Annotated in this window: 22 protein-coding genes and 1 pseudogene; 14 read left to right on the top strand and 9 right to left on the bottom strand. The window is 73.1% G+C overall.

Going from position 1 to position 24824, the window contains the following annotated elements; translation table 11 throughout:
* Positions 1 to 30 precede the first annotated feature (30 nt).
* The 9 genes from GA0070604_RS14760 (at position 31) to GA0070604_RS14720 (ending at position 10340) form a co-directional block, all read left to right on the top strand.
* Positions 31 to 2682, top strand: a complete 2652-nt coding sequence (locus GA0070604_RS14760; RefSeq protein WP_141721297.1) for a hypothetical protein — start codon at positions 31 to 33, stop codon at positions 2680 to 2682.
* 64 nt (positions 2683 to 2746) lie between these two features.
* Entirely contained in the window at positions 2747 to 3184 is a 438-nt protein-coding gene (locus tag GA0070604_RS14755) for a phage tail protein (protein WP_091118466.1), read from the top strand.
* A gap of 48 nt (positions 3185 to 3232) precedes the next feature.
* The gene (locus GA0070604_RS14750; RefSeq protein WP_091118465.1) at positions 3233 to 4009 is read left to right on the top strand and encodes a CIS tube protein; all 777 of its coding nucleotides are present in this window, start codon (positions 3233 to 3235) and stop codon (positions 4007 to 4009) included.
* Complete coding sequence (locus GA0070604_RS14745; RefSeq protein WP_244161903.1) at positions 3993 to 5834, top strand: VgrG-related protein; 1842 nt, start codon at positions 3993 to 3995, stop codon at positions 5832 to 5834. The genes GA0070604_RS14750 and GA0070604_RS14745 overlap by 17 nt, the downstream gene beginning before the upstream one ends.
* Before the next feature lie 32 nt (positions 5835 to 5866).
* Entirely contained in the window at positions 5867 to 6148 is a 282-nt protein-coding gene (locus GA0070604_RS14740) for a PAAR domain-containing protein (RefSeq protein WP_091118464.1), read from the top strand.
* Between the two features lie 5 nt (positions 6149 to 6153).
* Positions 6154 to 6564: a GPW/gp25 family protein gene (locus tag GA0070604_RS14735; protein WP_091127132.1), complete on the top strand. Its 411-nt coding sequence runs from the start codon at positions 6154 to 6156 to the stop codon at positions 6562 to 6564.
* A complete protein-coding gene (locus GA0070604_RS14730; protein WP_091118463.1) occupies positions 6564 to 8519 on the top strand; it encodes a putative baseplate assembly protein in 1956 nt (651 codons plus the stop codon). The genes GA0070604_RS14735 and GA0070604_RS14730 overlap by 1 nt, the downstream gene beginning before the upstream one ends.
* Positions 8520 to 8550: 31 nt before the next feature.
* Positions 8551 to 9075 carry a phage tail protein gene (locus GA0070604_RS14725; RefSeq protein WP_167363472.1) on the top strand — a complete coding sequence of 175 codons (525 nt, stop codon included), beginning with the start codon at positions 8551 to 8553 and terminating at the stop codon, positions 9073 to 9075.
* Complete coding sequence (locus GA0070604_RS14720) at positions 9072 to 10340, top strand: NADase-type glycan-binding domain-containing protein (protein WP_091118461.1); 1269 nt, start codon at positions 9072 to 9074, stop codon at positions 10338 to 10340. The genes GA0070604_RS14725 and GA0070604_RS14720 overlap by 4 nt, the downstream gene beginning before the upstream one ends.
* Here the strand turns inward: GA0070604_RS14720 and GA0070604_RS14715 are convergent.
* Entirely contained in the window at positions 10255 to 13125 is a 2871-nt protein-coding gene (locus GA0070604_RS14715; protein ID WP_141721296.1) for an AfsR/SARP family transcriptional regulator, read from the bottom strand. The two genes, GA0070604_RS14720 and GA0070604_RS14715, sit on opposite strands and share 86 nt — an antisense overlap.
* Before the next feature lie 39 nt (positions 13126 to 13164).
* Between GA0070604_RS14715 and GA0070604_RS34330 the strand changes: the two are divergent.
* Together GA0070604_RS34330 and GA0070604_RS34325 are read left to right on the top strand one after the other, a co-directional pair.
* Positions 13165 to 14438 (top strand): annotated as a pseudogene (locus GA0070604_RS34330) (glycoside hydrolase family 11 protein); the annotation flags it as partial.
* 15 nt (positions 14439 to 14453) lie between these two features.
* Positions 14454 to 14894, top strand: coding sequence for a cellulose binding domain-containing protein (locus GA0070604_RS34325; protein WP_377593076.1), 441 nt, complete (start codon positions 14454 to 14456; stop codon positions 14892 to 14894).
* Positions 14895 to 15374: 480 nt separating this feature from the next.
* Here GA0070604_RS34325 and GA0070604_RS14705 read toward each other — a convergent pair whose 3' ends face one another.
* Complete coding sequence (locus tag GA0070604_RS14705) at positions 15375 to 16958, bottom strand: PQQ-dependent sugar dehydrogenase (RefSeq protein WP_167363471.1); 1584 nt, start codon at positions 16956 to 16958, stop codon at positions 15375 to 15377.
* 176 nt (positions 16959 to 17134) lie between these two features.
* Here GA0070604_RS14705 and GA0070604_RS33045 point away from each other — a divergent pair, with 176 nt between their 5' ends.
* Positions 17135 to 17353 (top strand): Rossmann-fold NAD(P)-binding domain-containing protein, encoded by a 219-nt coding sequence (locus tag GA0070604_RS33045; protein ID WP_208602060.1) that lies wholly within the window; start codon positions 17135 to 17137, stop codon positions 17351 to 17353.
* 95 nt (positions 17354 to 17448) lie between these two features.
* On the opposite strand, the gene GA0070604_RS14695 is transcribed toward GA0070604_RS33045, so the two are convergent.
* Complete coding sequence (locus tag GA0070604_RS14695; protein WP_091127131.1) at positions 17449 to 18492, bottom strand: P1 family peptidase; 1044 nt, start codon at positions 18490 to 18492, stop codon at positions 17449 to 17451.
* 40 nt (positions 18493 to 18532) lie between these two features.
* On the opposite strand from GA0070604_RS14695, the gene GA0070604_RS14690 reads away from it, so the two are divergent.
* Positions 18533 to 19264, top strand: a complete 732-nt coding sequence (locus GA0070604_RS14690) for an MBL fold metallo-hydrolase (protein ID WP_091118459.1) — start codon at positions 18533 to 18535, stop codon at positions 19262 to 19264.
* A gap of 262 nt (positions 19265 to 19526) precedes the next feature.
* Positions 19527 to 20162: an HNH endonuclease family protein gene (locus GA0070604_RS14685; protein WP_091118458.1), complete on the top strand. Its 636-nt coding sequence runs from the start codon at positions 19527 to 19529 to the stop codon at positions 20160 to 20162.
* Positions 20163 to 20550: 388 nt separating this feature from the next.
* Here the strand turns inward: GA0070604_RS14685 and GA0070604_RS33550 are convergent, their stop codons facing one another.
* The 6 genes from GA0070604_RS33550 to GA0070604_RS32445 form a co-directional block, all read right to left on the bottom strand.
* Positions 20551 to 20964 (bottom strand): M15 family metallopeptidase, encoded by a 414-nt coding sequence (locus GA0070604_RS33550; RefSeq protein WP_244162199.1) that lies wholly within the window; start codon positions 20962 to 20964, stop codon positions 20551 to 20553.
* A gap of 26 nt (positions 20965 to 20990) precedes the next feature.
* Positions 20991 to 21194, bottom strand: coding sequence for a hypothetical protein (locus GA0070604_RS33545; RefSeq protein ID WP_244161902.1), 204 nt, complete (start codon positions 21192 to 21194; stop codon positions 20991 to 20993).
* Positions 21191 to 22366 (bottom strand): UDP-N-acetylglucosamine--N-acetylmuramyl-(pentapeptide) pyrophosphoryl-undecaprenol N-acetylglucosamine transferase, encoded by a 1176-nt coding sequence (locus tag GA0070604_RS14675; RefSeq protein WP_091118457.1) that lies wholly within the window; start codon positions 22364 to 22366, stop codon positions 21191 to 21193. The genes GA0070604_RS33545 and GA0070604_RS14675 overlap by 4 nt, the downstream gene beginning before the upstream one ends.
* The gene (locus tag GA0070604_RS14670; protein ID WP_091118456.1) at positions 22366 to 23394 is read right to left on the bottom strand and encodes a D-alanine--D-alanine ligase family protein; all 1029 of its coding nucleotides are present in this window, start codon (positions 23392 to 23394) and stop codon (positions 22366 to 22368) included. Before GA0070604_RS14670 ends, GA0070604_RS14675 begins: the two co-directional genes overlap by 1 nt.
* A complete protein-coding gene (alr, locus tag GA0070604_RS14665; protein ID WP_341845357.1) occupies positions 23391 to 24524 on the bottom strand; it encodes an alanine racemase in 1134 nt (377 codons plus the stop codon). Before alr ends, GA0070604_RS14670 begins: the two co-directional genes overlap by 4 nt.
* A gap of 68 nt (positions 24525 to 24592) precedes the next feature.
* The gene (locus GA0070604_RS32445; RefSeq protein WP_167363470.1) at positions 24593 to 24760 is read right to left on the bottom strand and encodes a hypothetical protein; all 168 of its coding nucleotides are present in this window, start codon (positions 24758 to 24760) and stop codon (positions 24593 to 24595) included.
* Between the last annotated feature and the right edge of the window lie 64 nt (positions 24761 to 24824).

The following is a 24824-nucleotide window of genomic DNA, read 5'->3' as shown; positions in this document are numbered from 1 at the left end:
TGGCCGTGGCGCCGGCGATCGCAGCGGACCGTGCAGCGGTCCACCGCGGACGCGCCCGCCTCGGACACCAGCGAGACCGCTGGCGCTCCGGTGGCAGCCACGCCGACCGGCGACGCGGTGGCGGGGAGCGCACCGGCCGACGCCCCGGCACGTGGCCGCGGCGAGCCGCCCGCCTGGCTGGGTCTGCCGCCGATCCAGCGAATCACCCCCGATGAGCCGCGGCTGAACCTGCCCGAGGCGTTCACCGCTTCACTGGCCGCCTGGCGCGACCCGTCGTACCTGGCTCCCCTCGGCCATCTCGTCGGAGCGGCCGAACCGGCGGGCGTGCTGCACGGCGCGGCCGCGCCGGTGAGCGAGCCGACACGGGCGGACCTCGAGCCCACCGGCCGGCCGCACGGCGACGATCCCGCGCCGCTGCCGCTCGCGACGCCGGTGGCGGACACCGGCCGGGCCACGCCCTCCCTGCAACGGCAGCTATCCGACCCGACCCCGGACCGCTGGCAGCCCTCCGGCCCGACCTCGGACCGACGGCAGGTCCCCTCCCCCGCCCCGGACCGACGGCAGGTCTCCGGTGCCACGGCACAGCGGCATCCGGCGGTGCCGGACCCGCCGGCCGCGCCGCTCCCGGTCCGGTCCGTGCCGGTGGATCCGGTCCCGGTCAGCCAGCCGATGCCGGTAGAGCTGGTGACGGCCGACCAACCGATGGCAACGGAGCCGATGCCGGTCGGCCAACCGGTGCCGCTGGAGCCGGTGGCGGTCAGCCGCCTGCTGACGGCGCCCCCGCCCGCGGTGGCGCTGCATCTGCCCACGGTTGAACCGCCGGCCGCCATGCCCCAGCGGGCCGTCGACACTGACCGGTCCGCTCCCGTCGACGCGCCGCAGGCGCCGACCCTCGGACAGGACATCCCGGCGACGGAGCCGATCTCGGCCGAGCAGCGCGGCCCGGACGTGGCACCACCCGAACCGTCGGGGTCGGCGGAGGCCCCCGGGCCGGTGGCATCCGGCTCCCCTCAGTCGGTGCCCGACCTGCCCGTACAGCGGGTTCCGGCAGGCGCCCCGAGGCCGCCCCGCCGGCTCGGCCTGGGCGAACCGATCATGTCCCCGCTGCTCCCGCCGCCCGAGGCTGTGGCGTCGGTGGCCCATGACCTCACCGGCGTGCGGGACGCCGCGCCGGTCCAACGTTCCCCGGCGGGAGCCGATGCTCCGGCCCCGGCCCACCGGCCCCCGACCGGAGCGAGCGAGGCAGCTGCCGCCCCCGCAGCCGCTGCGGGTGGGCAGGGCGGCGTGGGCGACGGCCCGGTGGAGGGCACGACGACGGTGAGCGACCAGGCCGGTCTGGTCGGCGAGGTCCCAGTCTCCCGCCTCGCCGCCGACGCGCCCACAACCGCCGTCGACCCTGGGTGGCGCCACGACGGCACCGAACCCGATGCTGCCCCCGCCACGCCGGTCGGTGACCTGCCGGTCGCCGGCACCGCAACGGGCCGGGCATTCCAGGACGGCACCGCGCAGGCCGGCGACGGCGCGGCGTCGGGCGGCGACCCGGCAGGATCGGATACGGGCGGACCGCCCGTGCAGACGTTCGTGCCGCCGGACGACGGGCATCCCGGCGAGGCACGTGTGGCGCCGCTGCTCGCTCAGCCACCCGCCCCGGTGCCATCCGCCGTTGACGGAGGACCGGCCGAGACCCCGGTCCGGGGCGGCCGAGCGGCGGACCCGACCGGCGACCGCGAGGCCGGGGCACGGGGCTCCGACCTGCCGGTGGTGTCCCGCTTGGCGGCGCCGGCGGCCACGCACCCGCCGGCGGCAGGCTCGCCGGCCGCCCCGGCCGGTGGGTACGGCGACGCGCCGGACGCCCGAGTCGGCCCGGCCGGTGGGTACGGCGACACGCCGGACGCCCGAGTCGGCCCGGCCGGTGGGTACGGCGACACGCCGGACGCCGGGGACGACACGGCTGGCGGCGGACGACCGGACGTGACTCCCGCTCCCCCGCCCCTGGTGGTGGCACGGCTGGTCGGCGACCGCCCGGTACGGCTGCTCACCGGGGACGTGCCCGCCGCGCCCGCGCCGGCCCGCCCGAGCGTGCAGCGGGTGACCTGGCGGCGCGACGAGGAACCCGTACCCGCTGCCGCCGCGTCGCTCCCCGTATCCGACCCGCAGCCGTCACCGTCGAGCCTCGTCGCGGACGTGCCCGACCTGCCCAGCGCCCCGGCGGCCGTCCACTCCGGAGCGCCTACCGGCACCGGGCCGGCGGTCCAGCGATGGGTGGGCACGCTTCCCGGTTCGCCGCCCCCCTTACCACCCGGTGGGACGGGCTCGGGAGGCGACAGCCCGCCGATGGCGTACCTCGGTGGCGGGCCGATGCCGGCGGCGACCGCGCCGGGCCGGAATCCACCCGCCCCGATCGTGCAGCGGGCCGAGCCGGACGACACGCCGCCACCAGCCGAGGCACCGCCACCAGCCGACGTACCTCCGCCGGCCGACGCGCCGGGCCCGGCCGCGACCCCACCGTCCGACGGCCGGCCGGCGGCGGCCGGTCAACCGGCGGCACCGGGCGGCCCGCCAGCCGGCGGGCCGGAGCCGGAGGAACTGCTGAAGAAGCTGTACGACCCGCTGCTACGCCGGTTGAAGACCGAGCTGCGCCTCGACCGGGAACGGCACGGGGTGCTCGGCGGGCCGGGCTGAGACCAAGGAGCGGACACGGGCGGGAACGCAGCAGGAACCAGCGCCGACCGACCAGGAGGTATGGATGGCCAAGGACGAGGTCGCCGTCGCGATCGCCTTCGTCGTGAAGATCGACGATCAGGATCTCGGCGCGTTCAACACCTGCGACGGACTGGGCTGCGAGGTGGTCGTCGAGCAGCGGGAGGAGGGCGGCAACAACGGGCACGTCTGGCAGCTGCCCACCCGGATGAAGTTCTCCAACGTCAAGCTCTCCCGCCCGATCACGGCGGACAGCGGCAAGCTGATGCGGTGGTTCTCCGGCATGGCCAACGGGATCACCCGCAAGACCGCCACCATCGAGGCGCGCACCCTGGAGGGCACGGTGATCGCCCGTTGGGGCCTGCTCGACGTCATCCCGGTGCGCTGGACCGGGCCACAACTCAGCCCGGACAGCCCGAAGGTGGCCGTGGAAACCCTGGAACTGGCCCACCACGGCTTCTTCGGGCCCGGGACCGGGGGGTGACGCGGTGAGCGAGCGGACCATCAGCCTCAAGCGAAGCGAGGCGGCGCCGTGAGTGCCTCCCCGGTCACCTTCACGGCCGCGGGCAGCCCCGCCGGTCGGGGCGGCGGTGCCCCGCCGCAGCTGACGCACGCGTACCTGCAACTGCACGAACCGCCGCGCAACGGAGGCACCGCCTCCCCGGGCCCGCAGCTGGGCCGAATCCCGTTCCAGTTCAACCCGAAGGAGCTGGCGCTGACGAAGACCGCCAAGTGGAAGCGGGACGCGCAGCGCAACGCGAAGAAGAGCGGCGTGCCGGAGTTCACCGGCTCGGACCCGTGCAAACTGACCCTGGAGATGTTCTTCGACGCCACCGACACGATGGACAGCTCGGTGGTGAAGCGGGTCGAGGAGCTGTTCGCCTGCTGTGTGCCGACCGACGCCAGCCGACAGCAGAAGAAGGGGTCACCGCCGTGGGTGGTGTTCCACTGGGGCGGCATGGTCGGCTTCCCGTCCTTCGTGGCCAGCGTCAGCGCCAAGTACACCCTGTTCACCCCGGGCGGCACGCCCGTGCGGGCGCTGTGCACGGTAACCCTGGAGGAGATCTCCGGGGAGCAACCCGGGCAGAACCCGACCTCCGGGGCGCTGGCCGCCCGGGACATCCACGTCGTCGTCGCCGGAGACACCCTGCACTCGGTGGCCTACCAGGCGTACGGGCGGGCCGGGCTGTGGCGGCAGATCGCCGAGGCCAACGACATCGACGACCCGATGCGGTTGCGCCCCGGCACCGCGCTGTTGGTGCCCGCCCCCGAGGAGCTGACCGTGCCGGACGGTGCCCGTGGCCAATGAACAGTTCGCCAACGCCCTCCTGGTGGAGGTGGGTGGCAGCCCGCTGCCCGCGGAGATCGCGTCGCTGCTGACGTACGCGGCGGTGGACGACAGCCGTAACCTGCCCGACCGGTTCGTGCTGCGGTACCGGGACCCGGACCGGACCGTGCTGGCCAAGGGCGGGTTCGCCATCGGCGTCCCGGTGCGGCTGAGCGTGCAGACCTCCGACCCGGGCGGCCCCGCGCTGCTGCTCACCGGCGAGGTCACCGCTCTGGAGTGCGAGCTGGACGCCACCGGCACGTTCACCGAGGTCCGCGGCCTCGATCTGGCCCACCGGCTGCTTCGCGGCCGGCGGGTAGCCGCGTACCCGGGGATGAGCGTGCCCGACATCGTGCGGAAGGTGGCCCAGCGGGCCGGGCTCAAGGCGGGCCGGATCGACCCGGTGACCGGCATCGGGGGCGAGCCGGAGGCGCAGGTCAGCCAGGACAATGTCAGCGACTGGACGTTCCTGCACCGGCTCGCGGAGCTGGTCGGCGCGCAGGTGACCGTGCTCGACGGGGAGCTGCACCTGCGGATGCCGGAGCCGCCCGCCGGCGCGCCGGACCCGTCGGCGCGGGCCACCCAGGACCCGCTGGTGCTGGAGTTGAACCGGAACCTAATAGCGCTGCGCGCCGGCGTCACCGCCACCGCTCAGGTGCCTACGGTGAGTGCGCGGGGCTGGGACCCGGCCAACAAACGGGCGGTCAACGCGACCGCGACCCCGAAGGTGCCGGGCGCCGAGGGCATCGGCGTGGATCCGGCCGAGCTGGGAAAGAAGCTGGGCAGCCCGCCGTACCTGGTGGCCGACCCGACCCTGGGCACGGACGCCGCGGTCCGGGTGGTGGCCGGCGCGCTCGCCGGCGACCTGGGCGGCGGGTGCGCGGAGATCGAGGGGGTGGCGAAGGGCAACGCCCAGCTGCGTGCGGGCACGCCGGTCGCGCTGGCGAACATCGGCGAGCCGTTCCAGGGCCGGTACGTGCTGACCAGCACCCGGCACGTGTTCAGCGAGCAGGCCGGCTACACCACGGCGTTCACCGTTTCCGGCCGCTCGGACCGGTCGCTGTACGGGCTGACCGCCGGCCCGACCGGGGCCGAGCGGGCCGGCCACGGGCTGGTCCCGGCGGTAGTCAGCGACGTGAAGGACCCCAAGAAGCTCGGCCGGGTCCGGCTCACCCTGCCGTGGCTGGACGAGACCTACACCACCGGCTGGGCGCGGGTCGTGCAGCCCGGTGCGGGCGCGGACCGGGGTGCTGTGCTGCTGCCGGAGGTGGGTGACGAGGTGCTGGTCGGGTTCACCGACGGCAACCTGGACGCCGCGTACGTCCTCGGCGGCCTGCACAACGGCACTGACGCGCCGCCGAAACTGGACACCGACCCGGTGGACGGCAGCAGCGGCCGGGTCGCGGCCCGGGCGCTGGTCTCCCGCACCGGCCACCGGCTGGAGCTGCTGGAGGCCGGCAGCGGCCCGGACGGCGTGCTGCTGGCCACGGGGGACCGGAAGTTCACCGTACGGCTGGACCGCACCGGCCGGCAGATCGAGATCGTCAGCGACGGCAAGGTGAGCGTTCGGGCCCAGAACGGGATCAGCCTGGACGCCGGGTCGGGGCCGCTGGAACTGGCCGGGCAGAAGGTCACGGTCACCGCGAAGGGTGACGTGGGGATCGAGGGGCAGGGCCGGGTGAGCGTACGCGGCAGCGCCGGCGCGACCGTGGAGGGCGCGACCGTGAAGGTCAACGGCCAGGGCGGTGCGGAGCTGACCGCCGGCGGCCCGGTCACGGTGCGCGGTGCCGTGGTGCGCATCAACTGAACAGCCGTCAGAGCTACCGAAGGGAGAGTGCCGTGCCACCAGCCGCTCGCGTCGGCGACCCCACCGCCCATCCGGGGACGGTCGGCGGCCCCGGCGTACCCACCGTCCTCATCGGCGAGCAGCCCGCCGCGACCGTGGGCGCCATGCACGCGTGCGCCTTCCCGGGCACCCCGCCGCACCCGCCGTCTCCCCTGCTGCCGCCCGGATGCCCCACGGTGCTCATCGGCGGCCAGCCGGCCGCCCGCGTCGGCGACCTGGCCGGCTGCGGCGCGCCGATCGTCGCCGGCTGCCCGACCGTGCTGATCGGCGGGTGACCCGGATGGCCACGGACTTCGTCGGCACCGGCTGGGCGTTCCCGCTGCGTACCGGGCCGACCGGCGGGATCGCCCTGGTGCGCGGGGACCGCGAGGTGGTGGAGAGCATCCGGCTGATCCTCGGTACCGCCCCGGGTGAGCGGCCGGGCCGGCCCGAGTTCGGGTGCGCCATCCACGAGCTGGCGTTCGCGCCCGCCGACCCGTCCACCGCCGGCCAGATCGCCTACCAGGTGCGGCTGGCGCTGGAACGGTGGGAGCCGCGCATCGAGCTGGACGACGTGCTGGTCGACTTCGCCGACGTCGCCAGCGGGACGCTGCACATCGACATCCGCTATCGGCTTCGCCAGGACAACGACCCTCGCAACCTGGTCTTCCCGTTCTACGTCATCCCCGCGCACGACCCCGGAGCCCCGTGATGGCCCTGCCCGCGCCCCACCTCGACGACCGCCGGTTCCAGGACCTGGTGGACGACGCGAAACGCCTGGTGCAGCGGCGCTGCCCGGAGTGGACGGACCACAACGTCTCCGACCCGGGGGTGACCCTGATCGAGACGTTCGCGTACATGGTCGACCAGCTGCTGTACCGGCTCAACCGGGTGCCGGACCGGCACTACGTGAAGTTCCTCGACCTGCTCGGCATCACGCCGTTCCCGCCGGCGGTGGCCTCGACGGACGTGACGTTCTGGCTCTCCGCGCCGCGCGACGCGCCGGTCGTGGTCCCCGCCGGAACACACGTGGCGACCGTCCGGGCCGAGCACGTCGAGCCGGTGACGTTCGAGACGCTGCACGAGCTGACCGTGCCGCCGTGCCGATTGGTCCGCGTGGTGACCGTACCGGCCGGCGGCCAGCCGACGGACCGGACGGGCGACCTGGGCGGCGCGGACCGGGTGCCGGCGTTCGCCGACCCGCCGGTGGCCGGCGACGCCGTGCTGTTCGGACTCGACGTTCCGGTGCCCGGCTGCGCGGTGCTGCTCACCATGGACTGGGCGGTCGCCGGACGCGGGGTGGACCCGACGAACCCGCCGCTGGTCTGGGAGGCGTGGACCGATGACGGCTGGGTGGCGTGCCCGGTGGAGCGGGACAGCACCGGCGCGCTGAACCGGGCCGGCGAGGTGGTGCTGCACGTGCCGGCCGGACACGCCGCGTCGGTGGTGGCGCGCCAGCGTGCCGGCTGGCTGCGCTGCCGGCTGCGGGAGCCCGCCGCTGGTCAGCCGTACTTCCACGCCCCACCGCGGTTGGGTCGGGCCGAGGCGGCCACCATCGGCGGGACCGTGGCGGCCTGCCACGCGGAGCTGATCGCCGGGGAGAGCCTCGGCGCGTCCGAGGGGGTGCCCGGCCAGCGGTTCACGGTGCAGCGGGCGCCGATCGTGGCGGCCGACGGCGCGGTCGAGGTGGAGGTGGGCACGACCGAGGGGTGGCAGACCTGGCGGGAGGTGTCCAGCTTCGCCGACTCCGGGCCCGAGGACCGGCACGTGTGCGTGGACCGGGCGAGCGGGGAGATCGCCTTCGGGCCGGCCGTGCGGCAGCCCGACGGCACGGTACGCCGGTACGGGGCGGTGCCGCCGAAGGGAGCGGTGATCCGGATCCCGGCGTACCGGACGGGCGGGGGCCGGCGGGGCAATGTCGCCGCCCGCGCGTTGAGCGTGCTGCGCGACCCGGTGCCGTTCGTGTCCACGGTGACCAACCGGGCGGCGGCCACCGGTGGGGTCGACGGCGAGTCACTGGCCGAGACGTCGGTGCGGGGGCCGCTGACCCTGCGGACCCGGGAACGGGCGGTCACCGCGGAGGACTACGAGCAGTTGTCCCGCCAGGCCGCGCCCGAGGTGCTGCGGGTACGCTGCGTGCCCGCCGGCGGCGACTCGACCGCGGTGCGGGTGCTGGTCGTGCCCGCGCTGGGTGAACACCGGGACGCCGACGACGACGCGGCCCGGTTCGCCGCGCTGCGGCCCCGGGAGGAAACCCTGGAGCGGATCCGGTCCTTCCTCGACGCGCGCCGCTGCGTCGGTGCCCGGGTGCTGGTGGAGCCGCCGTTCTACCAGGGGGTGACGGTGGTCGCCCAGGTCCGGGCCCGGCCCCGGGCCTCCGCGTCCACCGCCGACCTGCGCCGTCGGGCGCTGCGGGCCCTCTACGACTACCTGGACCCGGTGCGGGGTGGGCCGGACGGCGCCGGGTGGCCGTTCGGCCGGCCGGTCCAGTCGGGTGAGTTGTACGCGGTGCTCCAGCGCGTCGACGGGGTCGACCTGGTGGAGGACGTCCGGCTGTTCGGGGCCGACCCGACCACCGGGGAACGCGGTGAGGCCGTACAACGGCTCGAGCTCGGCGTCAACGCGCTCGCCTTCTCGTACGGCCACCAGGTGCGGGTAACCGGGTGAGCGGCCGGGTCACCGAGGTCAGGAGGGGATCATGCGGGGTTCCGTACCGGGGCTGGTCAGCCCGCACCCGATCGGGCAGCAACTGCCGGCGGTGTACCTGGAGGACGACTTCGCACAGCGGTTCACCGCCGGCCTGGACGAGGTGCTGGCACCGATCCTGCTGACGCTCGACTGCCTCGACGCCTACTTCGACCTGGGGCTCGCCCCACCGGACTTCGTGGACTGGCTGGCCGGCTGGGTGGCCGCTCCCGGGGACGGGGACCGGCCGCTGGACGTACGCCGGGACCTCGTTCGGCACGCCGTGGAGGTGCACCGTTGGCGCGGTACGGCCCGTGGCGTCGCGCTGGCGCTGCGGGTCGCCACCGGTACGCAGGTGGAGGTCGTCGACAGCGGCGCGGTTACCTGCTCGACGACACCGACCGGCACGCCACCGCCCGACGAGGCGCCGGAGGTCCGGGTGCGGATCCGCGGGGAGGTCGACGAGATGCTGGTACGCCAGGTCCTGGCGTCCGCCGTGCCGGCCCACGTTCGGGTGACCCTGGAGACGCAGCCATGATTCTCTGCGCGGAGTGCGGTGCGACCAACGGCGACGGCGACCAGTTCTGCGGTGCCTGCGGCGAGTTCCTGCACTGGGATGCGGAGGCCGAGACGTCGACCGGGCGGCCCGCCGACGCCGGCGAACGCCCAGGGACGGGATCAGCCGACGGCCGCCCAGGGACGGGCGCGCTCGACGGCCGCCCACGGACCGGCGGGGCCACCGCGGGACAACCCGACGACGGCCGGACCGACGGTGGGGAGGCCGAGACCGGGCGGGCCACCGACCGGCCGGCGGAGCCCGAGGCCGACAGCGACCCCCACCCGCCGGCCGTCGGCGCCGGTGTTCCGGCCAGCGCGGCGGCGACCACCGGCCGGCCCGCCCCGGACGTGTCGCCCCGCCAGCCCACCGACGGCTCCGTGGCGACCGACCGGGCCGGCGGGGGTGTCCAGCCTGCCCCTCGGCAGCCTGGACGGCCCGACCGGCACGGGCTGCCGTCCGACGAACCGGAGCCGGTGGACCCGGTCGCCCCGCCCCACCCGTCGCAGCCCCGGCCGGCCTGCCCGTCCTGCGGTGTGGACAACGCCCCGGGCCGGCGCTTCTGCCGCTCGTGCGGGGCCGAACTGGCCGCCCCGGCCGGGCCCGCGCCGCGGCGTACCTGGTGGCAACGCTGGTGGGACCGGCTCCGCCGCCGGGCGTCCCGCCGGCGTTCGCTGCGGGACGACCGCCCCGCAGCCCGGGCGACCCGCCGGACCCTGCTGATCGTGCTCGCGCTCTGCCTGGTCGCGGTGCTGGCCGTCATCGGGCCGCCCCTGGCACGGCGGGTGGTGGAGGCGGTACGCGACCGCACTCAGGACCCGGTGCCGCTGGTCCCGGCAGCGGTGACCGCGTCGTCGGAGGCGCCCGGCGGCAGCGCGGCCCGGCTCACCGACGGGGCGACCAACCGTTACTGGGCGCCGAACGGGGTCGCCGCCGGCGCCTGGGTGGAGGGCCGGTTCAGCGAGCCCGTACGGCTGCTCACCGTGGTGATCACCCCCGGCGTCAGCCCGCGGCGACAGGCGTTCCTCGCCGCCGGGCGGCCCCGCGGGCTGACCGTCATCACCGTCGACGCCGCCGGAAAACAGCAGAAGACGGACATCGAGCTGCGCGACGAGCCGGGGGAACAGCACTTCGACGTGGCGGCGTCGAACGTGACGCGGATCAGGCTGGTGGTCCGCTCGACGTACGGGCCTGGGTTGATCCCGTCGGTCGCGATCGGGGAAGCGGAATTCTTCGGTCGACGCTGATCGGAGCGGACGGCGGGAATCCCGCGACCAGGGACGGGTCCAGCCCGAGGGAGACGAGCACGTCGGCGTACCGGCGGCGGGCGTGTTCGGCGGCGGCGACATTGCCCGCCCGATCGTGCGCGGCGATCAGCAGGCGCCAACCGACGTCGTGGCAGGGGTCTATCTCGACGCAGCGGGCCGCCATCGCCACCGCCGGCTCGACCGAGCCGGCCCCACGCACGGCGGCGGCCCCGCCGTCGTCCCCGCGCAGGGCGGCCTCGGCGAGCCGGGCCGCCGCGTCCGCCGCCTGCCGGCGCAGGGTCTCCCGCTCGGCCACCACCCACTCCGCCGGGCCGTCCTCCGGCAGCAGCTCACCGGTGTACGCGGCCACCGCCACCCGCAGGTCGTCCAGCGCACCCGGGTCGCGGGTGGGCCCACGCCGGGACGCCCGTTCCAACGCCCGCCGGAACTCGGTGACGTCACACCACGCGTACGCCGGGAGGGCCAGCAGGTACGCGTCCCCGTCGCGATGCAGCAGCGTCTCCCCGTCGCCGGCGGGCAGGTGGGTGTCGAGGAACCGACGCAGACTGGACAGGGCGACATGCAGGGTGCGGGTGGCCGTCGCCGGGTCGGTGTCCGGCCAGAGCGCGTCGAGAAGGCGGTCGCGGTGCACGGCGCGGCCGGCGTGCATGGCGAGGATCCGGGCCACCGCCCGGGCCCGGGGACGCAGCGGAGACCAGTTCAGCGGCTCGCCGTGCAGGCAGACCCGGAAGCTGCCGAAACAGCGTACGGTCAGCGCGGCCGTGTCCGGCGTGGCGGGCGACGGCCGGGCCTCCGGGGTGAGCCAGGCGGCCACCGCCGCCCGGGGCAGCCCGGCCTGCTCGGCGGCGGAGTGCACGGCGGAGAGTGCGACCGCCCGACCGGGTCCGGCGGGCACGCCCGCGGCCAGGGCGAGCACGCGCGCCCCCGGCACCCCGGCCCCCCGGGCGGTGCCCTCCGCCCGGCGGACCTCGACCTCGGCGTCCGGCAGCCGGGCGCGCACGGCGGCCAGGGCGAGCAGCGACTGTGCCCAGGCGGCGAGCACCCCGCTGTCCACCTCGCGGGCCCGGTCGAGTAGTTGGCTCGCCTCCGCCATCTCCGGCCCACCGCGCATCGAGCGGGCCAGCGCGGCGCAGCCGGCCGCGAGCAGGGCCCCCCACCGATCTCCCAACCGGTCGCACTCCTCCACGACGGCGGCCGCCTCCTTGAGGTCGGCCTCCGCCCCGGCCAGGGCGGGCACCGCCCGGGCGAGCCGGGCCAGCCATGGCAGGCCCGCGTGGTCGGCCGCCAGGCCGACGGCGGCGACGGCGGCGGACGCCTGCGGATCCCCGCCAGCCAACGCGACGGCGGCGCGGAGCAGCTGGCCGGCGAGGCCGACCAGGCCGGCATCGACGGGACCCGCCCCGTCCAGGACGCGCAGCGCCTCGGCGGCGTGGCCGGCCAGCAGCAGCGCGCCCGCACGGACCAGGCGATCCTCAGCGCCGGTCAGCCGTTCCGCCTCGCCGACCACGACCATCGGGTGCCGGCGAGTTGCGGTGCGCAGCCAGCCGGACCAGTGCCCGCGCCAGTGCGGGCCGTCCGGCAGCCAGGCCGTCACGTCGGCGCGCAGCGACCGGCAGCGGGCGGCGCCCGGACCTCCGCCGAACATCGCCTCGGCGCGGCGTAGCAGGGGCACCGCCGCCGCCAACTGACCCTCGTTGATCCGGTGCTGGGCGTCGGCCAGCACCAGCCACGGGTCCTCGGCGATGAACCAGGCCGGCAGCAGGTCGGACCACGGGTCGAGGCCCCGCACGGCGACGGCGCTGCCGGCGGCGTCGAGCAGCCGGTGCACCTCCGGCCACAACTGGGCCCGGGCGAAGCACCGGGCCGCTTCCAACGCCGCACCCTCCTCGGCGAGCAGCCGCCCGGCGCGGGCGTGCCAGGCCCGGGCCTCGGTTTCCCCCAGCTCTTCGACCAACGCCGTGGTCAGGTGGGCGCGCAGCACCTCGTGGTACGCGAAGGAGCGGCCACCGTCGTGGGAGACGGTAAAGGCCTGCCGGCGTTCCAACTCCTCCAGCGCGGCCTGCCCGTCGCCGCCGCCCAGCAGCCGATCGCACCGCTCGGCGGTGAGGACCTCGAACACGCAGGTGCGAACGAGGAACCGGCGCAGGGACGGAGCCAGCTCCGCCAACACCGTACGGGTGAGATAGTCCCGGGACAGCGCCGAACGCATGGCCAGCGAGGCCACGGCGCGTCGCCGGTCGGGCAGCGGTTGACCACGGGTGGAGAGGTAGTAGAGCTGGAGGCCGGCTGCCCATCCCCCGAGTCGCCGGGCCAGGGCCGCCACGTCGTCTGCGGGCAGCGGCTCCCGGTAGACGTCCCGCAGGAGCCGTTCGACCTCCCAGGTGCGAAAGCGCAGCTCCTCGGCGTCGATGATGACGCTGTCGGAGAACTCGTGGCGGGCCAGGATCAGCGACGGGGCGCGGCGGGTGCCGATCAGCACCCGGACTCCCGCCCGGGTCAGGGCGAGCGCCCGGTCCAGCAGCACGGATTCCCCCGGTGAACCCTCGATCAGATGCAGGTCGTCAACGACCAGCAGCCCGCCGGCGCCGTCGGGCAGCGCCGCGTCCATCCGGCACGACAGCAGGGCCGGGTCCACGTCCGACGGCACGGTACGCAACCAGCCCACCGGCCCGGCCACGCTCGCCGCGTACTGGGCGAGCAGGGTGGTCTTGCCGGACCCGGCGGGGGCGACGACCAGGCCGAGGGAGTGCGGCCGTACGTTCAACGAGGTGATCAGCCTAGCTCGCACAAGGCTCAGCGACGGATGGCGGGCGGATCCCGTCGGCATCACGCGCACCTCCCCGAGGCCGACGTCCATCGGACCGGCCGTCGCGATCGGAACATCGCTCATAGTAGCCAGGGAAGCACTCCGACAGCGGTACGTGATCGGACACATACCGGTTGGTGCGGCCCTTGTTTTTTGGATGAGCGGGTCGGATCCGGGGTGCGGTGGGGCACCCGGGAGTCGGCCGTCTGGTCACCGGACGCCGTCGAGCTGGCCTCGTGGACGAATCAGCGTCCGCGCCCGGCGAGCAGGCACGGATGCGGGTGGTCCCGGCGGGCCCGGATCGTCTCCGAAACTTTCGGGGACGTTGACGCTGAAGTCGGCCACACGGCGAGGCCTCGGCCGTCCGGGGTCTCGATTTTTCACCGGAGCAGCCGGGTCGACCGCCAGGCCAGAGGCTTGTCGGAGGAAGCAGAGTCGACATTGGACCTTTCGCAAGGCTTCCGGAAATTGTTGACAACCCTCTGCGGTGGACCAATACTTCCAGCATTGATGAGCTTCAACGACTGCCCGACTCCAGGTCATGCCACCACCGGCTTCGCTCGTCGGCGGAACCACCACACCGTCGAGTCGCGTCACGCGGTCCTGGCCTTCGGGCCGATCTCACGAGAGGAGGCGCACATGAATGACACCCCCGCCCAGTCGAAGCGCCGTGGGCGCGACCGGATCAGGCTGGTCATCGGCAGTGCCTGCGCCGTCGTGCTGGCCGCCGCCTCGCTGACCGTGGCCGGCGTGGCCCACGCCGAGGCCGACCGGACCGTCACGTCGAACTCAACCGGCACCCACAACGGGTACTTCTACTCGTACTGGAAGGACAACGGCAACGTCACCATGAACCTGGGCGCCGGCGGCAGCTACAGCGTCCAATGGAGCAACATGAACAACATGGTCGTCGGCAGGGCTGGAACCCCGGCTCCAGCCACACCGTGAACTACTCCGGCACCTTCAGCCCGAACGGCAACGGCTACCTCGCCCTGTACGGATGGACCAGGAACCCGCTCATCGAGTACTACATCGTCGAGAACTTCGGCAGCTACAACCCGAGCACCGGCGCCACCCGACTCGGCTCCGTCACCACCGACGGCAGCACCTACGACATCTACCGCACCCAGCGGGTCAACCAACCCTCCATCGAGGGCACCAAGACGTTCTACCAGTACTGGAGCGTCCGCCAGTCACACCGCAACAGCGGCACCATCACCACCGCCAACCACTTCAACGCCTGGGCCAGCCTCGGCCTCAACCTCGGCTCCCACGACTACCAGATCATGGCCACCGAGGGCTACCAGAGCAGCGGCAGCGCCAGCATCACCGTGAGCGAAGGCTCCGGCGGCAACCCCCAGCCGACCCCGACCACGGCCTCGCCGGCCCCGACCACGCCGCCGCCGGGCGGCGGCGGGCCCTGCCGCGTGACCAACGACGTCAACTCCTGGAACAACGGTCTGACCGACAACATCACCATCACCAACACCGGCACGAGCACCATCAACGGCTGGTCGTTGAAGTTCAACCTCGCGTCCGGGCAGACCATCACCTCCGGCTGGAACGCCACGTTCTCACCGAGCAGCGGCCAGGTGACCGCCACCAACGTCAGCTTCAACGGCTCCATTCCACCGGGTGGTTCGACCACCATCGGTTTCCAGGCCACCCACAACGGCAACGGCGCCGCGCCGACCGGGTTCAGTCTCAACGGCTCCGCCTGTAGCTAGGCACCCCCGCTGTGCCGGGTCCGGTACCCCCGGACCCGGCACTCGGCATACGGCCGGCGAGACATCCCGACCGGCATCTCGTCCCCAGGGCCCACCCCTTGGGGACTGCGTGCGTCTGTGGGTCGCGAGACGTGCCACCCAGAGCCGACCCACCGACGGGCCGGCCGTATCCCCGCCCGGCGGTCCGCACGAAGCCGTCCCGGTCGGCGGAATCGACAGCACCCGGACCGCCGGCGACCGGAGCGGTGACGGTCGCGGCGCGGGTACGGCGGGAACGGACCCGCTGCTGGCCGTCCACCCCCTCGGTCGGGGAACGGCTCGTGGCGCGGCCTGGAGCTGCTTCGTCACCTCGGCCGGCCGCTACGCGCTACTGGCGACGAGGGCAGACCAGGGCAGTTCCACCGTGTGGGAGCGAGCCTGCGGTTCGAGGTGGCTCGCTCCCACACGGTGACGGAGGACGGCAGGCTGTGCGCTCGCCCGTCAGCCGCAGGGTTTGCCGTTGAGCGTGAAGCTGGTCGGCGCGGGGTTCGGGCCGGTGTTCGAGGCGAGGAAGCCGAAGTCGGTGCTGCCCCCGGGCGGGATGTTCGGATTCCAGTCGGCGTTGCGGGCGGTCACCACCGCGCCCTGCTGGCTGCCGGTGGCGTTCCAGAAGGTGTCGGCGCGCTGCGCGGCGGGGAAGCTCCAACCCACCGTCCAGCCGTTGATCGGCGCGGTGCCGGTGTTGGTGATGACCACCGTGGCGGTGAAACCGGTCCCCCACTGTTGGTCGACGCGGTAGCTGATCGTGCAGGCCGGTGGCGGGGCGGCGGTGCCGAACGAGATTCGGTGCAACTGGCCGGGCAGGTCGTTGACCAGGTACAGCTCGCCGTTGGCGTCCTGGCCGAGGCTGGTCGGCTGGATGGTCAGTTCGGTCAGCGCCCGGGTCGCGTACGCGCCGCCAGGGCTGGCCGGCGGCCGGACCACGAAGGCCGTACCGGAGCAGTAGTCGGTGGCCAGGTACGTGCCGGCGGCGATGTCGGCGTACGCCCGGCCCCGGTAGACGTACCCGCCGATCACGGCGCAGCCGTCGACCGAGGTGCGGTACGAGTGCACCGGCTCGACGTACGTGGCGCCGTCCTGGCACCGGTCGGGGTTGAAAACCTGCGGACCCTCCCGGCAGGACCAGCCGAAGTTGGCCCCACCCCGGTTCCCCGGCAGGTGATCGATCTCCTCGAAGGTGCCCTGTCCGACGTCGGCGATCCAGAGCGAGCCGTCGCCGCCGAGGTCGTGCGAGAACTTCCACGGGTTCCGCAGCCCGTACGCCCAGATCTCCGGCCGCGCCCCGGCGGTGCCGACGAACGGGTTGTCGGCGGGTACGCAGTAGTTCCGGCCGTTGCAGGAGCGGCTCACGTCCAGCCGGAGAATCTTGCCGAGCAGGGTGCCGAGGTTCTGCCCCGAGTTGAGTACGTCGTCGGCCCCGCCGCCGTCTCCGATGCTCCAGTAGAGGTAGCCGTCCGGCCCGAAGGCGACGTTCCCTCCGTTGTGGTTGGAGAACTCGGCGTGCGGCTGGGTCAGCACCACCTGCTCCCGGGCGGCCGGTATCGGCGTCTGGCCGGCCGTGTCCAGGGTGAACCGGGACAGCGTCACGGTGCCCTCGGGCAGCGCCGTGTAGGTGACGTACAGGGTGCGGGTCTGGGTGAAGTTCGGCGAGGTGACCACGCCGAGCAGGCCGCGTTCGTTGCCGGAGGTGTCGACCCGGTCCCGGATGTCGAGCAGCGGCTCCGCCGCCAGCCCGGTGTCCGGACGGTAGACCCGGATCGTGCCCTGTTTCTCGGTGATCAGCAGCCGGCCACTGCCGTCGTCGGGGGCGAAGATCGCGGTGGGTCGTTGCAGCCCGAAGGCGACCTGGGTGGTGCTGACCGTGAGCTGGTCGAGCGGCGGCACGGCGGCGGCCCCGACGCGGTCCGGTGCGGGCGGCCCCGACGCGGGTTGCCCCGCCGCGGACGGCCCGGTCGCCACGAGTGGGGCGAGCAGGGCAGCCACGCCGGCCACGCAGAGCCGTCTGAGGGAAGAACGTCGCAGCATATTGGCTCCCATCGCTTAACAGGACGGTAGTGCCGCAGACGACCTTCAAATCCACGCGTCCCGAAGTATGGGAACGCTCCCAGGATCGTACCCCGGCGGCCCGCGCCCGACCCGCCGTACATGGTTGTCGATCCCCGCTTCTGCGAGCCGATCGCCCGGACGCCCCGACTCAGGTGGTGCAGACCGTGACCGCCGGCTACGACCACGGCCTGCCGTACCTGCGGCCCGGCCTGGCCCTGGCCAACGGCCGGGGCGTGCACGACGCGGCCACCGCCGAACTGGCGGTGGCGCTCACCCTGGCCGCCCGGCGCCGGCTGCCGGACTTCGTCCGGGCGGAGGCGAGGGCCGCTGGGTCTCGGGCTGGTCGGCCGGGCTGGCTGACGCCCGGGTGCTGATCGTCGGGTACGGCTCGATCGGTGCCGCGATCGAGCGCCGGCTCGCTGGTTTCGACGCGGAGATCAGTCGGGTGGCACGGAGCGCCCGCTGGCTCTCAGACTGGCGCCGCCAGTCGGCCGGCGGCCGTCAACCGCCGGATCGCCTCTCGATGTGGAATGGCGTGACTGGTCCGACCAGCCGTACCGGTGGTGGTGACGGCGGTGAACAGCGAGTTGAGCAGGGCTTCCTCGACCGCGTCCAGGGTGGCGGCGAAGACGGGGTTGATTTCCCCGTCAGGGATGGGTGGCAGGTGCGGCTGGGCGGTGCTGAACGCGATCGCGTAGTCGCCGCTGGTGTTACTGTATGACGCTCCGACCCGGCCCATCGCGAAGATGGCCCGCCGGGCGAGGCGTCCGAGCTGTCGGGCGTCCAGGGGCACGTCGGTGGCCACCACGATCATGCACGAGTTGCCGGGCGGCTCGGCCCGGTCGGCGTCCGGGATCAGCTCGTCGGCGGGCAGCGGAACGCCGAGGGCGGTCAGCACTCCGCCGAAGTTGGACTGGACGAGGGCGCCGACCGTCGCCGGACGGTCGGCCACCCGCACCGTCCTGGACGAGGTGCCGATGCCGGCCTTGAAGCCGAGGGCCGTGGTGCCGGTGCCGGCTCCGACGCAGCCCTCCGCCGGTGGTTCACCGGACGCCTGGGTGATGGCGGCGAGCACGTGTTCCGTGGTGATGGGGCGACGGCGGATGTCGGACAGGTGGCCGTCGTTGGTCTCGCCGACCAGGGGGTTGAACGACAGGCCGTCCGGCCGGCGGTCCATCAGGTAACCCAGCAGGGCGTCCGCGGCCCAAAAGACGGACAACGTGGCGGTCAGGACGATCGGTGACTCCAGGACCCCGAGTTCGTCGACCTGGGTCGAGCCGACGAGTTTCCCGTGGCCGTTGCCGGAGTAGACAGCGGCCGGCAGGGTCCATCGTCCGGGGCCGAGTTGGCTCGGTACAACAGCGGTGACACCGGTGTGCAGGTCGGCGCCGTCGTCGATGGTGGTGTGCCCGACCAGAATCCCGGCGACGTCGGTGATCGCATTGTGCCGCCCGGTAGGCAGCGGCCCAACGACGAGTCCGAGGTCGCGGGCGCGGCGGCTCAGCTGCTTCATGGCGCTCCTGTCATCGTTGTTGTCGTTGTTACAGTGCGGCATGCGGAGATCCTTGCGGCACCTGGCCGGCCGGGTGTGGTGGTATCCACACGACGAGGACCACGACAACGTCCAGGGTGGGGTCGCGGTCATCGCAGACGAGTCGGGCAGCGTGCTGGTCGACGCCGGCAACAGTCCCGCGGCCGCTCGACAGATCCGGGCCGACATCGAGGCGGCTGGGCTGCCGGCACCGCGCCGCCTGGTCTACACCCACCACCATTGGGACCATGTCTGGGGTGCGTGCGCCTGGCCGGATGTGGAGGTCATCGGGCACCGGACCGGGGCCCGCATCCTCGATGCGGAGGCCCGACGCCCGTGGGGGCACCGGTATCTGCGCGAGGAGCTGGCCGCAAACCCCCTGCTCGGGCCGAGTTTCCGGGCCCGGGCCCGGGCAATGGACTCCTGGAATGACTTCACCATCGTGCCGCCGCACACCGAGTTCGACGACGCGCTGACCCTGCCCGGTGGGATCGTGGTTCGCCACGTCGGTGGCCGGCACGCCGAGGACTCGACAGTGGTCGCGGTGCCCGACTCCGGCGTGCTGCTGCTCGGGGACTGCTTCTACCCACCGCCCTACCACCTGCGGAAGCCGGGTGACACGTACGACCTGGAGCTGATCCGGTCGCTGCTCGACGAGAACGACCTCGGCCGGTTCGACTGGTATGTCGACAGCCACAGTCATCCCCGCACCGGTTCGGAGGTACGGCAGCTGCTTGCCAGCCTGTCGGGCTGACCGGAGGCTGCGCGTAGATCAGCCGGATCGCCACCGGTCACCGTCCGCGAGCAGCGCCAGCACCGAGAGCCGCGTGACGAAGGCACGCACGGCCGCGAAATCATCGCCGTACGCGTGTTGTCCGCATGCCCTTCAGAGGAGGTTCAGGTCGGCGTTCCGGCATCGACGGGCCGTCACTATATTCTCCTCCATCAATCAGGTTGCCGCATGTCGATCCGGACACCCCGGCTGGCGGCGGTGACGCACAGTCAGGAGTGAGCCCGTGACCCCCCGTATTGTCAGAGCCGCCGTCGCGACAACGGCCGCACTCATCGTTTCCCTCGCCGCCACCGCCGCCCCGGCCCAGGCCACCCCGCCCAACATCCCCTCATACAGCACCGCCCTCAGCCGGCTGAACTCGCTCACCGTCGCCGCCGAATCCCACCAGTCCACCTACAACCGCGACCTGTTCCCGCACTGGATCACCATCAGCGGCTCCTGCAACACCCGCGAGCAGGTCCTCAAGCGCGACGGCACCAACGTCACCGTCGACAGCAACTGCTACCCGACCTCCGGATCCTGGTACAGCCCCTACGACGGCGCGACCTGGACGAACCCCGCTGACATCGACATCGACCACATGGTTCCCCTCGCCGAGGCCTGGCGCTCCGGGGCCTGGGCGTGGACGACCTCCGCACGCCAGACGTACGCCAACGACCTCGGCGGTCCCGAGCTGTGGGCCGTCACCGACAACGTCAACCAGGCGAAGGGCGATCAGGACCCGGCCAGGTGGAAGCCCTCGCGCGCGGCCTTCCACTGCACCTACGCCAGGGCCTGGATCCAGGTGAAGTGGTACTACAACCTCACCGTCGACAGCGCGGAGAAGTCCGCGCTCAACAGCATGCTCGGCACCTGCTGACCACAGCTCACAACGCGGGTCGAGGTACGCCAGGCCCACAGGCCATGAGCGAGGTCCTGCCGCCGGCCGCACAGTCCAGGCGCCCGCCCTGGATGTCGGCGGCGGTGTCGGACCGCCCCCCGGTCACCGCATCGAGGGCGGTCCGACACCGATCAGCCGCACTGTCCAGGTATCCGCCGCGGCACGCGTCACCCGACGTGACGTGATCATTCACGGCGCCCGATCCATCGTCACCGCCGGGTCAGCGGGCGGTATCGGTGCCGGCAGGTCCGCTGATGGTGGCGGCGCGCACCGCCTCGTCGCCGGCGCCCCGGCGAGCTACCCGACGGCGAGCTGATCGTCTACTGCCAGCTCGGCGTACGGGGGCACACCGTCTCGTAGGGCCGCTTCACGGGACGTCTACCGGCCCGTACCGGGTCCGGGTGGCCCCGGTGCTCAGCGCCCAGTAGCGGTCGCCGAACGACCAGTGCCACCATTCGGTCGGGTAGTTGACCATGCCGGCGGACGAGAGCGCCTGGGCGAGGATGTCGCGGTTGGTGCGGGCCTGCGGGGAGATGTCGGGCGATCCGGTGAAGCAGGCGTTGGCGCTGTCCACCGGGCTGGCGTTGACGATCGTGCCCAGGTCCAGTTCGATCCCGTCAGCCGTGCAGAGGGTGAGGTCGACCGTCCCGCCGGTGCTGTGCGGAGCCACCTCGGGCGGCGAGATGTACTTGCTGGCCTCCACGTGCCGGCGCGCCGGGTCCCACTCCGGATACCTGCGGCGCAGTTCTTCCTGGTAGCTCTCGAAGTAGGTCGTCTGCAGGCTGAGCGGCCGGTACCCCTCAATGATCAGCAGCCGCAGTCCTCGGGCAGGGTCCGCTGGGCGGCGAGCAAGCGCTGGACCGTCGCCTCACGAAGGTGCGCGTAGGCCCCGGCCTCGTCGGCCAGGCGATCGTCAACCCGAAGCTCCGCAACCTGGCGCACGTCGACCAGGGCTTCCCCGTTGTCGCCGAGCGGGATGGCCGAGATTCGCCGATCAGACAGCAGGATCATGACCGGCACCGGCCGGCGGCGTCGATGATTGCGCTGGCCACGGCTGCGGCCGCGTGGGGGCGGCCCTGTTGACGGGCGGCGTTGGCCAGCTCCTGGCGTCGTTCCGGGTGGTCGAGCAGCACCATGATCTCCTCGTACAGACGGTTGGCGGAGGCGTCGGGGCCGGCGAGCATACGGGAGGCGCCGGCGTCGGCGAGGTGCCGCGCGGTCCGCCGCTGTTCGTCGCCGCCGGTGGGGATGAGCGGGATGAGGACGCAGGCCTTGCCCAGCGCGGTGAGTTCGGCGACGGTGCCGGCGCCGCTGCGCGCGACGACGATGTCCGCGGCGCTCAGGACGTCCGGCAGTTCGTCGTAGACGTAGTCGACGACCCGGTACCTGCTGCGCAGGTGTTCCGGAAGGGCGGCCCCGACCTGCCGCATCCGGTCGAGGGAGTAGTCGCCGCACTGGTGCAGCACCTGACATTTCGGCAGGAGTCCGGGGAGGATGTCGGCGATCAGGTTGTTGACCTGGACGGCGCCCTGGGCACCGCCGGTGACGTACACCAGCGGCAGGCGGGGGTCCAAGTGATACGCGGCGAGCGCCCGGTTGCGGTTGCCCGTGAGGATCTCTGGCCGGACCGGGTTGCCGGTGACCACCGCGCGGGTTCTGGCTCCGGCGGGCAGATGCTCGATGGAGGACTCGTGGCTCAGCAGAACTCGATCGGCGAGGCGGGCAAGGATCCGGTTCGCCAGCCCGAGCGTGAGGATCTGCTCGTGCATGACCAGCGGACGGCCGGTCATCCAGGCGGCGATCCCGATCGGGACGGAGACGTATCCGCCGGTAGAGAAGATTACCTCGGGCCGGGTACGCACCACGATCATGATGGCCTGGAAGATGCCGAACGGCACGCGGAAGGCATCGGCGACGTTGCGGGCCCACTCGTGCAGGTTCGGCGAGCGGCGCAGTTTGCCCGTGGTGATCGCGGTGAAGGGAATGCCCTCCTGCCGGGCGATTCTGGCCTCCAGTCCGTGAGCGACACCCACCCAGCGGACGTCCGGTTCGGTGCCGGCTGCCGCTAGCCGGCCGTGGAGCGCACGGATCGTGGTCAGCGCCGGGTAGGTGTGCCCGCCCGTTCCCCCACCCGTGACGATCATGCGGAGACCGCGGAGATGTTCCGCGGCGTAGACGGCCATCAGCAGGGACTCGGGCAGGGGAAGGCGGTGTCGCGTCGCTGCAGCGCGCCCTGGATGAGGATGTCGAGCAGTGCGGAGTAGCCGACGCCGGCCCGCTGCCAGATCTGCGGATACTGGGAGGCGGCGGTGAAGCCGGGAAAGGTGTTGACCTCGTTGATCACCGGCTCCCGGTGGTCTCCGGTCCACTCTGTGCCGTGATCGGCTTCCGGATCGGGGAGGAAGAAGTCGACGCGGAGCAGCCCACGGCATCCGAGCGCGTGGAACGCCTGCACGGCCCGGTCCTGCAGTAGTCGGGTGGTGCCGGAGTCGAGCTGAGCCGGAATGTCGAAGACGGCACCGCCGTCGTACTTGGCGTCGTAGTCGAAGAAGGAGGCGTTCGCCACCCGTATCTCCAGCGGCGGCCCGGCCTCGACGCGACCGTCGGGGTGCTGGAGGACGCCGACGTCGATCTCGCGGCCGCGCACGGCGCGTTCGACGAGAACCTTCGCGTCGCTCTCGCGTGCGAGCCGCAGGGCGGCGGGCAGTTGCGCCCACTGTTCAACCTTGGAGACGCCCAGGCTGGAGCCGGCCCTGGCCGGCTTGACGAAAACGGGCAGCCCCAGTCGCTCCCGATCCCGCGACGACAGCTCCTCGTCGGGGCGCAGCGTCACCCCCGCGGCCACCCGCAGGCCGTCGGCGACGAGGAGTTTCTTCGTGACCGGTTTGTCCATCCCCGCGGCGCTGGCGAAGACACCGTTTCCGACGAAAGCGACGCCGAGCCACTCCAGCATCGACTGGACGATGCCGTCCTCACCGTACGGGCCGTGCAGCGCCGGGAACACCACGTCCTGGTCGCCGAGGGTCCGCAGCGCCTGCGCGAACGTGGCCCGGTCGCCGTTCACCCGCCACTGGCCGTCGCGCTCGATCAGCACCTCGGTCACGTCGTACGTGTCACGGTCGAGATGGGCCAGGATGCTTTCCGCCGAGCGCCGGGAGACGTCGTGCTCTCCGCTGCGCCCACCGAACAGCATCGCCAAACGAACAGTCATGGTGTATCCGCTTCCCCCGGTAGGTGCACGCGCGCCACTCGCGCGCCGATTCCGGTCAAGACTTCGTGCGGGATGGTGCCGGCCCACTGCGCCCACTCGGTGGCCGTCGGCTCGGCCGGTTCGGGCGAGCCGGGTTCGGCGCCGGGGCCGAAGACGACCACGGGATCGCCGAGCGCCACCGGTAGATCGCCGACGTCGACGACGCACTGATCCATGGCGATGCGGCCGACGATCGGACATCGTCGACCGGCGAGCCAGACCCACGCGCGGCCCTCGGCGGTGCGCGACAGGCCATCGGCGTACCCGAGCGGCAGCAGAGCGAGTGTGGTCGGCCGGTTGGTCACGTGGTCGGCCCCGTACGAGACGCCGGTCCCGGCGGGCACGCGTTTCAGGTTGATCACCCTTGACCGTAGGGTCATGGCGGGTCGCAGGCCGAAACGGCGGGGATCCGCCGCGCCGAAGGGGCTGATGCCGTACATGGCCAGGCCGATCCGACAGAGATCGAACCGGGTCTCCGGGGTGGCGAGCGCCGCCGCCGAATTGGCCAAATGCACTATCTCAGGATCAAGCCCAGCGTCCCGGGCGATCCGCAGCGCCTCCCGGAATGTCGACACCTGCCGCACGATGCTCGGGCATCCAGGCACGTCGGCGTTCGTCAGGTGGGACCACACCCCGTGTACCTGGACGCTGCCCTCCTTCTCGTGCTTGCGAGCCCAGGCGACCAGCTCGGGCCAGTCGTCACCGTTGGCGCCGTTACGTGACAGACCGACGTCCGCCTTGAGCTGGACCGCGGCGGGCACACCGAGATCCGTGGCCGCGTCGGCGATCGCGCGCAGATGGGTCAGGGTCGACACCGCGATGTCGACGTCCGCGGCGATCAGGCGGGTGAAGTCCTCGTCCGGCCGGTGCAGCCAGCTCAGGACGGGCGCGTCGATGCCCGCCGATCGCAGCGCCAACGCCTCCGTGGCCGAGGTCACGCCCAGCCAGGTGGCGCCGGCCCCCAACGCGGCCCGCGCCACCGGCACCGCGCCGTGCCCGAACCCGTCGGCCTTCACCACGGCCATCAACCCGGTACGGGCGACCGCCGCGATCGTCCGGATGTTCTCCGCGATCGCCGCAAGATCGATCACAGCCTCGGCCAGTTGGGCACCCTCATCGATCACACCGGTCGGCGTACGCCGACCGCGCGTACCTGGCGTCACCTGGCAGCCTCGGCTTCGACGGGCGGTTCACCCTGCGGTTCGGCGGCCCCGTGCCCGCCGACAGCAGCGGCCCGGCGCACCGCGAGCGTCTCCCGGATCCGCCGCCGGACCGCCCGCCGCTGTTGCTCGTCGCGGCGGCCTGGGTGTGCTGGTTCGAAGGTCATGACCGGCTCCTGACTGGCATGACGGCACGGTAGGCAGCCGGCTGTGAAGAACCCTTGAAGAAAC

The sequence above is a fragment of the Micromonospora eburnea genome, from assembly GCF_900090225.1.
Taxonomy (GTDB): Bacteria; Actinomycetota; Actinomycetes; order Mycobacteriales; family Micromonosporaceae; genus Micromonospora; species Micromonospora eburnea.
Note: the sequence above shows the minus strand (reverse complement) of the source record. Positions and strands in the feature narration are given on the sequence as shown.

Bases quoted from the DNA above. Each gene is read 5' to 3' on its own strand.
- GA0070604_RS14755 (WP_091118466.1), top strand. From the start codon at position 2,747: ATGGCCAAGGACGAGGTCGCCGTCGCGATCGCCTTCGTCGTGAAGATC.
- GA0070604_RS14735 (WP_091127132.1), top strand. From the start codon at position 6,154: ATGGCCACGGACTTCGTCGGCACCGGCTGGGCGTTCCCGCTGCGTACC.
- GA0070604_RS14730 (WP_091118463.1), top strand. From the start codon at position 6,564: ATGGCCCTGCCCGCGCCCCACCTCGACGACCGCCGGTTCCAGGACCTG.
- GA0070604_RS14725 (WP_167363472.1), top strand. From the start codon at position 8,551: ATGCGGGGTTCCGTACCGGGGCTGGTCAGCCCGCACCCGATCGGGCAG.
- GA0070604_RS14720 (WP_091118461.1), top strand. From the start codon at position 9,072: ATGATTCTCTGCGCGGAGTGCGGTGCGACCAACGGCGACGGCGACCAG.
- GA0070604_RS34325 (WP_377593076.1), top strand. From the start codon at position 14,454: ATGGCCACCGAGGGCTACCAGAGCAGCGGCAGCGCCAGCATCACCGTG.
- GA0070604_RS14705 (WP_167363471.1), bottom strand. From the start codon at position 16,958: ATGCTGCGACGTTCTTCCCTCAGACGGCTCTGCGTGGCCGGCGTGGCT.
- GA0070604_RS14695 (WP_091127131.1), bottom strand. From the start codon at position 18,492: ATGAAGCAGCTGAGCCGCCGCGCCCGCGACCTCGGACTCGTCGTTGGG.
- GA0070604_RS14690 (WP_091118459.1), top strand. From the start codon at position 18,533: ATGCGGAGATCCTTGCGGCACCTGGCCGGCCGGGTGTGGTGGTATCCA.
- GA0070604_RS33545 (WP_244161902.1), bottom strand. From the start codon at position 21,194: ATGATCCTGCTGTCTGATCGGCGAATCTCGGCCATCCCGCTCGGCGAC.
- GA0070604_RS14675 (WP_091118457.1), bottom strand. From the start codon at position 22,366: ATGGCCGTCTACGCCGCGGAACATCTCCGCGGTCTCCGCATGATCGTC.
- GA0070604_RS14670 (WP_091118456.1), bottom strand. From the start codon at position 23,394: ATGACTGTTCGTTTGGCGATGCTGTTCGGTGGGCGCAGCGGAGAGCAC.
- GA0070604_RS32445 (WP_167363470.1), bottom strand. From the start codon at position 24,760: ATGACCTTCGAACCAGCACACCCAGGCCGCCGCGACGAGCAACAGCGG.